11 protein-coding genes and 1 pseudogene are annotated in these 10,591 nt (G+C 42.0%); 5 read left to right on the forward strand and 7 right to left on the reverse strand.

Going from position 1 to position 10,591, the window contains the following annotated elements:
- Window positions 1–777, forward strand: a pseudogene (locus ACED42_RS12805) (hypothetical protein); the annotation flags it as partial.
- Window positions 778–857: 80 nt separating this feature from the next.
- Window positions 858–1,643 carry a hypothetical protein gene (locus ACED42_RS12810; protein WP_371702806.1) on the forward strand — a complete coding sequence of 262 codons (786 nt, stop codon included), beginning with the start codon at window positions 858–860 and terminating at the stop codon, window positions 1,641–1,643.
- Between the two features lie 104 nt (window positions 1,644–1,747).
- Here the strand turns inward: ACED42_RS12810 and ACED42_RS12815 are convergent, their stop codons facing one another.
- A complete protein-coding gene (locus tag ACED42_RS12815) occupies window positions 1,748–2,185 on the reverse strand; it encodes a carboxymuconolactone decarboxylase family protein (RefSeq protein ID WP_012601271.1) in 438 nt (145 codons plus the stop codon).
- 127 nt (window positions 2,186–2,312) lie between these two features.
- Between ACED42_RS12815 and ACED42_RS12820 the strand changes: the two genes are divergently transcribed.
- Complete coding sequence (locus ACED42_RS12820; protein ID WP_017099499.1) at window positions 2,313–3,227, forward strand: LysR family transcriptional regulator; 915 nt, start codon at window positions 2,313–2,315, stop codon at window positions 3,225–3,227.
- Window positions 3,228–3,424: 197 nt separating this feature from the next.
- Here ACED42_RS12820 and ACED42_RS12825 read toward each other — a convergent pair whose 3' ends face one another.
- The 3 genes from ACED42_RS12825 to ACED42_RS12835 all read right to left on the reverse strand — a co-directional run bounded on the left by ACED42_RS12825 (window position 3,425) and on the right by ACED42_RS12835 (window position 7,267).
- The gene (locus ACED42_RS12825) at window positions 3,425–5,083 is read right to left on the reverse strand and encodes a methyl-accepting chemotaxis protein (RefSeq protein WP_371702809.1); all 1,659 of its coding nucleotides are present in this window, start codon (window positions 5,081–5,083) and stop codon (window positions 3,425–3,427) included.
- A gap of 393 nt (window positions 5,084–5,476) precedes the next feature.
- The gene (locus tag ACED42_RS12830) at window positions 5,477–6,352 is read right to left on the reverse strand and encodes an NAD(P)-dependent oxidoreductase (protein ID WP_012601274.1); all 876 of its coding nucleotides are present in this window, start codon (window positions 6,350–6,352) and stop codon (window positions 5,477–5,479) included.
- A 12-nt stretch (window positions 6,353–6,364) separates the two neighbouring features.
- The gene (locus ACED42_RS12835; RefSeq protein WP_371702811.1) at window positions 6,365–7,267 is read right to left on the reverse strand and encodes a LysR family transcriptional regulator; all 903 of its coding nucleotides are present in this window, start codon (window positions 7,265–7,267) and stop codon (window positions 6,365–6,367) included.
- 84 nt (window positions 7,268–7,351) lie between these two features.
- On the opposite strand from ACED42_RS12835, the gene ACED42_RS12840 reads away from it, so the two are divergent.
- Window positions 7,352–7,603 carry a DUF2798 domain-containing protein gene (locus tag ACED42_RS12840; protein ID WP_017078381.1) on the forward strand — a complete coding sequence of 84 codons (252 nt, stop codon included), beginning with the start codon at window positions 7,352–7,354 and terminating at the stop codon, window positions 7,601–7,603.
- Window positions 7,604–7,782: 179 nt separating this feature from the next.
- Here ACED42_RS12840 and ACED42_RS12845 read toward each other — a convergent pair whose 3' ends face one another.
- Window positions 7,783–8,499 (reverse strand): YebC/PmpR family DNA-binding transcriptional regulator, encoded by a 717-nt coding sequence (locus ACED42_RS12845; protein ID WP_009846045.1) that lies wholly within the window; start codon window positions 8,497–8,499, stop codon window positions 7,783–7,785.
- A 96-nt stretch (window positions 8,500–8,595) separates the two neighbouring features.
- A complete protein-coding gene (locus tag ACED42_RS12850) occupies window positions 8,596–8,805 on the reverse strand; it encodes a DUF3283 family protein (RefSeq protein WP_004732615.1) in 210 nt (69 codons plus the stop codon).
- A gap of 369 nt (window positions 8,806–9,174) precedes the next feature.
- Between ACED42_RS12850 and ACED42_RS12855 the strand changes: the two genes are divergently transcribed.
- Window positions 9,175–9,849 (forward strand): hypothetical protein, encoded by a 675-nt coding sequence (locus ACED42_RS12855; RefSeq protein WP_371702813.1) that lies wholly within the window; start codon window positions 9,175–9,177, stop codon window positions 9,847–9,849.
- On the opposite strand, the gene ACED42_RS12860 is transcribed toward ACED42_RS12855, so the two are convergent.
- A partial coding sequence (locus tag ACED42_RS12860) for an IS3 family transposase (protein ID WP_371702814.1) occupies window positions 9,821–10,591 on the reverse strand: 771 nt, incomplete at its 5' end. The genes ACED42_RS12855 and ACED42_RS12860 overlap by 29 nt on opposite strands.

Here is a 10,591-nt window from a genome sequence, read left to right on the forward strand (position 1 = left end):
GCTGACAATGGCCGTCAAGTTGACCAAATTGCAGACAACATGTGGCAAGTATCGACTCACGGTGAAGTCGATGGCTACTTGAGCATTGAAAACGGTACGGTTTACGTTCGTGATAGCGACCACAACCTTGTAACTGAATGGAAACCAACACTAGGTCACCCGATTCAAATCGACCCAACAAACCCAATTGAAGCAACGCCAGATGCTGACAATGGCCGTCAAGTTGACCAAATTGCAGACAACATGTGGCAAGTATCGACTCACGGTGAAGTCGATGGCTACTTGAGCATTGAAAACGGCACGGTTTACGTTCGTGATAGCGACCACAACCTTGTGACGGAATGGAAACCAACACTAGGTCACCCGATTCAAATCGACCCAACAAACCCAATTGAAGCAACGCCAGATGCTGACAATGGCCGTCAGTTAGCTAAAGTAGGTGACAACGTTTGGATGATTACAACACACGATGCAATCGATGGTTACGTCATTGATGAGCGTCACCATAACGATGGTGTGAAGGTTTACGACGAAAACGGAAAGCTAGTCAATCACATCACTGGTGACATCAGTACAGATGGTGGTTACATCGAATCAACTAAAGGCGGTGAAATTCACATTACAGTCGACAGAGAAGCAGGTCGAATTGATGGTATTTACTTGAATGATGTAGCTCAACAAACCGTCGACAACATCAAGAGCCACATTGGTTCAAACCCTAACTTTAAGAAAAACATTCAACAACTTAAAAACCGCGTAATGAACGCTCGCGGCTAATTTAAATGAACAGTAAGCCCTGACCGATACAGGGCTTACTTCTATCCATAATAGGGACATCATTTACCGAGACATTTGTTTTGCTTATACAAGCCTTTCGCAACGTAATTTTTTTCACTATTCCACTTTCTATTTTAGTCGCGAGTAACATCACCTACAGTGCCGAACCCTATACTGCTACCCACATAGCATCAAGTACCGATGACACGTTTGACTATGTCGAATTTGTAAATCAAACATTCGACGTCACCATGAGCCAAAGTAACTTCTTAGGCGACTATTCAAACCAATACGTCTTTACACTTAATGCATCCCACAATATCAATGATGAATGGCGTTTATTTGGTTCCGTCGACTCCGACCAATTTGGTGATATAGGACTCGGGTATTCGTTCTTCTTATTTGATGAAGTCTACAATGAGGTATCAGCTTCCATTGGTGGAAATACAGATAAAACGGGAGTGTACACCACGGGTATATTTTCAGCTTTCAAATACCAAAACACCGTTTTCTTCTCAAACTTTGACGCTCAATACATCGATCGACAAGATCTCTCAAGTTCAAATTGGGATACGCGAATCAGGCACGAGCGTATCTATTTGAACAAGTTAGTTGGTGCGAGCTACGAAGTTAATAACTGGCTAAATTTATCAACTTCATATGGCCATGATAAACAGCACTACAATAAGTTATCATTCAAAAACATTGACTATGATTATCGTGAAACACAGAGTCAGGCCGATAGCTACATTAACCTTGGTTTCACACTCAATCTATGGGGTGTAAAACCGTATCTATCGCATCATTTTGATTTAAATAATTCAGATTGGAATTACTGGGATTTCAGCCTTTCTTTTGATTTCTAATATACAAAAAGCACTAGAACTAATTAATTTAGAAGGCTACAAGCTCACAAGAGCCTGTAACCTTTTTTGATCTCAGTTACATGGACTTGTTCTGATTTTAATTTTTATCCGTGAGTCATTTTTGTGGCAAGTGCAAAGCGATTCCAAGCATTAATCATGATTACTTGCATCATAGACTGTGCGAGTAACTCATCTCCTAATAAGCTTAGACATTGCTGATAAGTCGCATCCGAAACACCCGAATTCGAAATCAGCGTCATTTCATCCGTTAGAGTCAAAATTGCGCGCTCAGTGTCATTGAAGAGTGGCGACTCTTGCCATGCTGCGAGAGCAAACAGCTTTTGCTGAGAGATATCGATCTTCAACGCTTCAGCTGTGTGCATTTGAATACAGTAAGCACATTTGTTGATGATTGATGCTCTGATTTTAATCATCTCTTTTAGTTCACTCGATAACGCCACGTCAGATAAATAGCCTTCGATAGACAGCATTGCACTTAAAGCGTCAGGTTGAACTTGAGCGAGGTCGATACGTTTTAACATTTTGGCACCTAAATTTGATTAATGAATATCGCTATCAATGCGACGGAGCCATTGTGCACAATTCGAAATATAAGCAGAATACACATATTATACGAATTAGTTATGCACAAAACGCAAAGGTGGGCATATGTTAGAGCTAATCAAAATATTTGACCAAGTCGTGGAGTCTGGAAGCTTTTCTCAGGCAGGCCGAGCTCTCAATATGGCTCCTTCTTCGGTCGCAAGAAATATAGACAACCTGGAAAGTAAGATTAAATCTTCGCTTTTTAAACGCAGTACACGACAACTAATGCTGACTGAAGAAGGTCAATATTTTCACCAACAATCGGCCAAAATATTACAAGATAGCAATAGATTGTTAGAAGAAATGCAAGGTGATCAAGGCACCCCTGAAGGGGTACTGCGAGTTTCCGTTTTTGAAAGCTTTGGTAACCTGTGCCTTACTCCATTAATTCCAGAGTTCCTTGAGCGGTACCCTAAAATACAAGTTGAGTTAGAGCTGGATAACAACGTGGTCGATCTAAACAGTGAAAATATTGATGTCGCTATCCGTATTGGTACACCACAAGACAGTCGACTCAAGGCTCGTAATCTACTGACCAATAACGCGTCATTGGTCGCAGCCCCGTCGTATATTGAAAAGTACGGAACTATCGATAAACCCGAAGAGTTGCAAGATCACAACTGTTTGCTGATAAGCCATGAACGGCAAAAAAACTATTGGTACTTTAAGAAAAATGCAGTTAACAAAAAAGTGTTAGTGACAGGCAATTTGATATCAAAAGGCGGCTCACCTCTTTTACATGCTGCGCTTAGCGGAGTTGGCGTTCTTTTACTGTCTGACTGGATGCTAAAACCGTACTTAGAAAATGGACAGTTAAGGGAGTTACTCCCTCAATGGACCTCAATGCACAGTGAGCAAGGGAGTGGCGAAATATTCGCAATATATAAGAATACTCAATATCCAAGACCTCATGTACGCTTGTTTATTGATTTTTTAGTTGAAAAGTTAGAGTCTTTGAAGCGCGTTCCGCAGCATTAATCTCACGTAGTCTAACTAGATTACAGGCGCCGCTTTGCCCGTACATCGATGTGGATCAGTCGCGAAATGTGTTCGATAGCACATATACCAGACAAAAAATAGCCGCTCAATGGCGGCTATCTTGTCATGGTCTCAATTATTACATCTAAATCAAGGGGGCTTAATTTCTAAAGAAAAAGCACACTAGCATCGACTGGTTATTTGTCTAACTTAAAAAAGCTTAGTTCTGAATTGAGTTCTTTCGTTACTTCAACAACGCTTTGGTTTGCTTGAGCTGATTGATCAATGCCTTCAATATTTTGTTGAACCAGTACGTTCATATTTTCAAGTTGTGTCGATATATCTGTCGTAACGGCACTTTGCTCTTCTGATGCCGTAGCAACGATGGCATTCACTTCTGAAATACTTAAAACCTTTTCTGATATCGAATGAAAAGATTGAGCAAGCTCATCAGTCGTAGACTTTGTTAGGCGCATCAGTTCAACGTTTTTCACCATAGATTCATCCGCTTGCTTAGATTGGTCTTGTAACTGCGCAATGATCTCTTGGATATCGATAGTGGACTGCTGAGTTTTCCCAGCCAAAGCTCTTACTTCATCAGCAACAACAGCAAACCCTCTTCCTTGCTCACCGGCTCTAGCCGCTTCAATCGCGGCATTAAGCGCTAACAAGTTGGTTTGCTCAGAGATGTTCTTAATTACCTCAACAACACTGCTGATACGCTCTGAGTGCTCTCTAAGTAAATTCACGACCGTTTGAGTTTCTGATATTGATTCAGAAATTTCTTCTGTCGTGTCAGTTGAGTTTTTCAATGTTCCATGGCTTAGCTGAATAATGTCATTCGCTTCCATCGCTGACTGCTCAGCTCTTTGTGCGTTGTCTGCAACGTCTCTTGCTGTTGAAGATAACTCAGTCGCGGCCGTAGCGATTTGCTCTACCGATGATAATTCATTCAAAGAGTTACTCTGGGATCGCTCTATCAGAGCTAAAGACTCTTCTTGCTTTTGGTTAATTGAATTCATGCTTACACCTGCCTGTGACAGGATATCATTCAATTTTGCAGACAGTTGAGACAAAGAATCTGAAATAGTGTCGAGCTCATTTCCACCCTCTTTCAACTTAACGTCCGATAAACGTCCATTCTCAAGGGCTTTAATCCAATTTACGATCAATGGTAAATTTCTCAATTCTCTTTTCACTAGGAAATAAGATGAACCAGAAGCAACGATAGAAGAAAAAAGAACCAACCACCATGAGAAAGAAGAGTTGGATTCTAAAACTGAATCAGAATGGGCTAATTCTTCCTTAGCGACGTCCAATTGCAATGAGATCAATTCACCAAGAACACCTCCCATATCATCGACAAGGAGATAAAGCTGAGTGATCATCTCAGAATCATCAATCATCATATTTCTATGTTTATCAAGAATTAATGGTACTTCTCGCTCTACCTTATCTATTTTAAGTTGAAGCTCTTTTGCCAACCCCTCTTCTTCTCTTGTTAGCTGCGTTGCCAGATAATGAAGGAATAGCTCATGAGCCTCTTTCATCGCAACAGAAACACCAGAATAAAAAGCCGCCTGCTCTATCATTCCCACATGGTATTTATTCGCCGCATCAATCACGCTTACCGCATACAAATCCGAAATGCTTTTCAAATCAGATAACGGAATGACTCGGTCCTCGTACACAGAGTGAAAACTGTCCATAACCTCATTTGAGGTAGCTTCGCTTTTTAAGTTGCTTACAACTAAAAAGATAGAAAAGAGCAGTGGAACTAGAAGAAGCTTTGTTGATATTGATTTCATATAATCCTGAAAAATAACGCATGGGAATTTACTAATAATGACGATCATATCACGTTTTTTTATTATTTTATCATTGACTTATAAGCCAGTCACCTAAACAGACCAGTTCAGGCAGTGATTATTTCTCAACTATTTTGTAATGAAATGGCAATATAATTCAAACAATTAAACAATTCACAGCATAGAGTGAAGTGAAATTGATACAGATCTCGCAGCACACGAACGGTGCTGATGGACTTTCAACCAAAACAAGCTTACAACCACTTACATTGTTGAAAAATATGTTATTTTTCTTTTTGATTAAAAATAAAAAATAGCCGCTAGTTAGCGGCTATTTTGTCAAAACAGAACGAAGCTTCGACGACTTTTAGTCTCTCTACTTAATCTCGTCTACTATTCAAACTCTTCTATTTCTTAGTTTCTTCTACTTTTTCGTCTCTTCTACTTCTTAGTCTCTTCAACTACAGCTTTCATCAATACTGATGTATCCATGCGACCTTGTCCTTGGGCAGACAGTGTCTTGTAGGCGTTGTTGGTCTTTTCCGTCAAAGGAAGTTGGATGCCTTGGCGTTCTGCTTCATCTAGGCAGAAACCTAAGTCTTTGATCATCCAATCAATGGCAAAGCCGAAATCGAACTTGTCTTGCGCCATTGTGGTCGCGCGGTTTTCCATCTGCCATGAACCTGCTGCGCCGTTTTTAAGGCAATCAACCAGAGTTGGGATATCCAAACCTGATTTTTCAGCAAGTACCAAGCCTTCAGATAAACCGTTCAATACACCCGCGATGCAGATCTGATTAACCATTTTTGCGCGTTGGCCTTGGCCGACTTTACCCATCAGAACTGACGACTTACCGTAAGCTTCGAACACAGGTTGAAGGTCGTTGAAAAGCGCTTGTTCGCCGCCACACATGATGGTTAGCACGCCGTTTTCTGCGCCCGCTTGGCCACCAGACACTGGCGCGTCCATAAAGCGAACACCAGCTTGCTTCGCTGCCACTTCAAGCTCTTCAGACAGCACAGCAGACGTTGTAGTGTGGTCGACAAGAATCGCGTTTGGCTTCATTGCTGCCAATGCGCCTGTTTCGCTAGTTGTCATACTACGTACGTCGTCATCATTACCTACACAAACCAATACCACGTCAGCTTCTGCGACACACTCAGCCACAGATTCTGCCGTTTTACCTTGGTGTTTATCAGCCCAGTCTAATGCTTTGTTGTGAGTGCGGTTAAACACCGTTACTTCAAAACCGGCTTTGACTAGGTGGCCTGCCATTGGGAAGCCCATAACGCCTAGCCCGATAAAACTTACTTTCATTTCTTTCTCCTTTTATTTGACCAAGTCATCGCTATGAAAAGATCGAACACTCTCAATCAACGCATCAATAAGCAGGGTCAAAGCCTTTGGCTGATATTTTCTTTCTTTGTACACTAAATACGCTTGGCGATCACCCCGATGATACTCAGGGAGCACTTGAATCAAATTCATCTCAGGGGATACATGACGAAAAGGCAATGAAGCAAGCCCCAAACCTTTTTGCGCTGCGGCCGCCACCGCATGAATATCGTTGACGATGAACTTGGGTTTAATCGTGATCATCTGCTCTAAGCGGTCGGATTTGTAGAGCGGCATATCAAACACATCATCAACGTTGATCCAGTCTTGAAGCTCTAGGTCGTCCGGCTTTTCAATCGTCTCACGCGAATCTAAGTATTCTTGGCTCGCGAAAAATCCGTGTTTGGCTTTGAAAAGTGGACGAGCAATCATGCCTTCCATCTCTGAGATCTTAAACGTGATCAGTAAGTCACGGTCGGTCTGCGGGATAAACTGTTGCTGGCTCAAGGTAAGATCGAGCTGAACGTTCGGATATTGAGTGAGGAATTGCTCTACCATCGACTTTAAAAAGCCACTATAGAAGTTGTGAGGTACGGCGAGCTTTATCTTGCCTTGAATAGCGTCACGCTCTTCTAGCAAGCTATTAAAGCCCTGATGAATCGACTCCATGCCGCTGCTCAGTGCAGAAAAGGCCGCCTCGCCGTCTTTGGTGGCCACCAGCTCACGACCTTTCTTTTCTAAAAGTCGGATATTGAGGCGATCTTCCAATGCGGTTAACCGACGCGACATAGTCGACACTGGGAGTTGCAGCCGTTTAGAAGCCGATAGCAAAGAGCCCTCTTCAACCACTGCACAGAATAAGAACAGATCATCAATGTTTCCAAATATGGAATTCATACTTCTATATGTGCCTATTTTTCTCATTAATGGATAGATGTAACCTTATCTCATCAACAACAGAAAATCACGGGAGAACACAGTATGAACAACAAACAATTTTGGGTAACCGCGATTTTATCCTCCCTGACCATGGCGACCATCATGTCTGGGTTAATTTCTGGCTACAAAATGGGATTCAGCACCGAGTGGCCGCCAATCTGGCTACAAAGCTTTTTCATTGCTTGGCCGTGTGCTATCACGCTCAACCTCACCGTGCTTCCTTTGATCAGAAAACTCTCAGCATGGATTTGTCGCCCGAGAACGCTTTGCGTGCCTGAGATCACGGAACGATGATCAAGGGCTTATGCTCTAGGAGCTATGATCTAGAAGCTGCCATCAAGGGGCTGCGATCAAAGAGTCATGCTCACGGATAAACGTCTGAATTACGCCCATAAAAAAACCGAGCACTAGGCTCGGTTTTTTGTATTCTACATTCTACTCACAAGAGCAAAGCTATCAATTATAGATTGATATTACAGCTCAGCGTTGTGGTAAACCTGCTGAACGTCATCACAGTCGTCAAGCATGTCTAAGAACTTCTGGAATTTCTCAGAATCTTCTTCAGCTACTGGCGTAGTTGTTTGAGGAACGAAAGTGATTTCCTCAACGTCTAGCGTTAGGTCTGGGAACGCAGCGTTTAGTGCTGTCTTCGTTTTGAAGAACTCAGTCGTTGGAGCGAATACAGTGATAACACCGTCTTCTAGCTCAACGTCAGTCACGTCTACGTCTTCCATCATTAGCGTTTCTAGGATGATCTCGTCATCTTCGCCTGCAAACTGGAATACAGCTTGGTGAGCGAACATGTGAGAAACAGTACCTTCAACACCGATTTTCGCGCCAGTTTTAACGAAACATTGGCGAACATCTTGGAAAGTACGGTTACCGTTGTCTGTTAAACAGTCAACGATTACGCTTGTGCCACCTGGGCCAAAACCTTCGTAACGAGCTGGTTGGAAGTCTTCACCGCCGCCGCCGTTCGCTTTATCGATCGCTTTGTCGATAACGTGAGCGGGTACTTGGTCTTTCTTCGCTTTAGCAATCAGGTGCTTAAGAGGTAGGTTCATGTCTGGGTCAGAGCTGCCGTTCTTAGCCAGTACGTAAATCTCTTTACCGTATTTAGAATAAACTTTAATTTTTGCGCCTGCAGTTTTCGCCATTGAGGCCTTGCGCACTTCAAAACTTCTTCCCATCGGGATCTTCTCTCTGATTCAATTAACGGTGCAAATTCTAGCAAATTACTGCGTCATTTCAATTCAACAGCTTTGCTGGGTAAGGTTTGTCTGCGTTTATGCGACACCCATTACTCGTTTGTATTTTTCTACAGACTGATCAAACCAAGCCTTTTCTTCTGGATCACCTAGCTTCATTGCTTCTTCAACAATGGCTTCAGGGCCACATTTCGCTTGCTTCAGTTTCCAAACAAGAAACGATGCTTGCTTATCCAGTTCGATTTTATTTTTCTCACTGGGTGGAAGGAGTGAAAGGTTGATAGACATTATTAGCCTTCGTCTGTAATACGCTTGGCCGAGAAATATATCATAGAGCAGCCTCATAAAACCAATACTATGAGCAATAGAAAGGGTTTATGAGACAAGAAACCAAGCAAGTGCTGATGCAGGTCAAGCTAGTTTAGGAAAGAGTGTTTGGCTGAAGAGTGGCTGTAATCGAAAAACAAAGGCTTGAAAGGTTAGCTTGTTGTGTTTGGTAGTTGGCATCTCACAAACGAATTGCGGATAGTGCCAAAATTTAGATTTGTGTGATGGTACCACTGAGATATTAAAAAAGTTGAATATCAACATTGAACAATGAATAAATACCCATATATATAGTGAGTATAATTTTATACGACTACTAGGGTAACAAATATGTCGTTCATGTATGAATCTGCCGAACAAAGACTGTCTAAGAAACTAGCAGAAGAAAAAGAATACCTTTGGGATGGAATTAAATCATTAGAGAAAAAACTATCCGATACCCAAGAGTCGTTAAGTCAGTTAGAAAAATCAGCTCCCGAACATTACTCAAAAGTTGTTGGCGCTAGAAACAAAGTCACATCAATCAAAAAACAATCAGAAGCGCATCTACAGACGATTCACGACATAGCAAAAGCTATCGAAGAAGATAAAGAAAAGTTTGATGGTTTTAAGATTAGTATTCATGACAGCTTCGAGAAAATAGAGGGCTTTGAAAAAGATGCTGCGACTTTTTTAGAAAGTATCTCCAGCAACGAAAAAGAATATAGAGAAACGAAAGCCTCTATTGATAGCACTTTAGTTGAATTGGAAAAGTTAGCAGACGAGAAAGAACTACTAGCAGATAGAATAACGTCAATAACAGAACAAGTGGAAACATCGGAAACGCTCTCAAAGAGATTGAAATCTCTGTTAAGTAACGCGGCTGATGAACGAAATGAAATTTCAGAAATCCATAAAGAGATATTCGGTTATACATTTGAAAACGAAGGTGGTGAAGTTAAAGCTGTGATCTGCTCCAGTAAGACTGGACACCGCATTAAGCGACATATTGTTTTTCAAAGTTAACTGGGCTTAGATACCCAAGAGCACTGTGCCTTCTTGTTCGATTATAATCAACTTCGATGTATTCAAAGAGTGCTTGACGCATCTCTTCTCGGGTCATTATCGGCTCGTATTGGACGGCTTCTACTTTCATTGAGTGGAAAAAGCTTTCAACACAAGCGTTGTCCCAGCAATTTCCCTTCCTACTCATACTTTGCTTTAGATTATGAGCTGCGATTAAGTCGCGGTAGTCTTTTGAACAATATTGGCTACCTCTATCACTATGGATAATCACTTCTTCTGGCATACCTCTGCGGAACAATGCCATTGATAGCGCATCACAGACCAGAGTTGCGGTCATTCTGGTACTCATTGACCAACCAACTACTTGCCGTGAGTACAAGTCGATAACAACGGCTAAATACATCCAGCCTTCGCTTGTCGCTAGATAAGTGATATCTCCAGCCCATTTTTGGTTTGGTGCTGTCGCATTAAAGTCTTGCTCAAGCAAATTCGGGGCTACAGGAAGTCTATGCTTACTGTCTGTCGTACATTTGAACTTACGGGCGGCCTTCGCGACTAAGCTCTGGCGCTTCATGCTCGCGGCAATGGCTTTTACATCGTGCTTATTACCATTTGCCTCAAGTTCTTTTTGAATGCGCCTTGCACCGTCGCGTTCCTTTTTATCATCAAAGACTTCTCGAACTTTGTTATCAAGCTGCTTGCGGTGCTCGTTGCGTTGAGTGACTTTATGGCGATTATCAAT

Source organism: Vibrio sp. FF145 (assembly GCF_041439075.1).
GTDB classification, from domain to species: Bacteria; Pseudomonadota; Gammaproteobacteria; order Enterobacterales; family Vibrionaceae; genus Vibrio; species Vibrio tasmaniensis_A.

Excerpts from the sequence above, each read along its gene's own strand:
- ACED42_RS12815 (WP_012601271.1), bottom strand. The coding sequence starts at position 2,185 with ATGTTAAAACGTATCGACCTCGCTCAAGTTCAACCTGACGCTTTAAGT.
- ACED42_RS12820 (WP_017099499.1), top strand. The coding sequence starts at position 2,313 with ATGTTAGAGCTAATCAAAATATTTGACCAAGTCGTGGAGTCTGGAAGC.
- ACED42_RS12825 (WP_371702809.1), bottom strand. The coding sequence starts at position 5,083 with ATGATCGTCATTATTAGTAAATTCCCATGCGTTATTTTTCAGGATTAT.
- ACED42_RS12830 (WP_012601274.1), bottom strand. The coding sequence starts at position 6,352 with ATGAAAGTAAGTTTTATCGGGCTAGGCGTTATGGGCTTCCCAATGGCA.
- ACED42_RS12835 (WP_371702811.1), bottom strand. The coding sequence starts at position 7,267 with ATGAATTCCATATTTGGAAACATTGATGATCTGTTCTTATTCTGTGCA.
- ACED42_RS12840 (WP_017078381.1), top strand. The coding sequence starts at position 7,352 with ATGAACAACAAACAATTTTGGGTAACCGCGATTTTATCCTCCCTGACC.
- ACED42_RS12845 (WP_009846045.1), bottom strand. The coding sequence starts at position 8,499 with ATGGGAAGAAGTTTTGAAGTGCGCAAGGCCTCAATGGCGAAAACTGCA.
- ACED42_RS12850 (WP_004732615.1), bottom strand. The coding sequence starts at position 8,805 with ATGTCTATCAACCTTTCACTCCTTCCACCCAGTGAGAAAAATAAAATC.
- ACED42_RS12855 (WP_371702813.1), top strand. The coding sequence starts at position 9,175 with ATGTCGTTCATGTATGAATCTGCCGAACAAAGACTGTCTAAGAAACTA.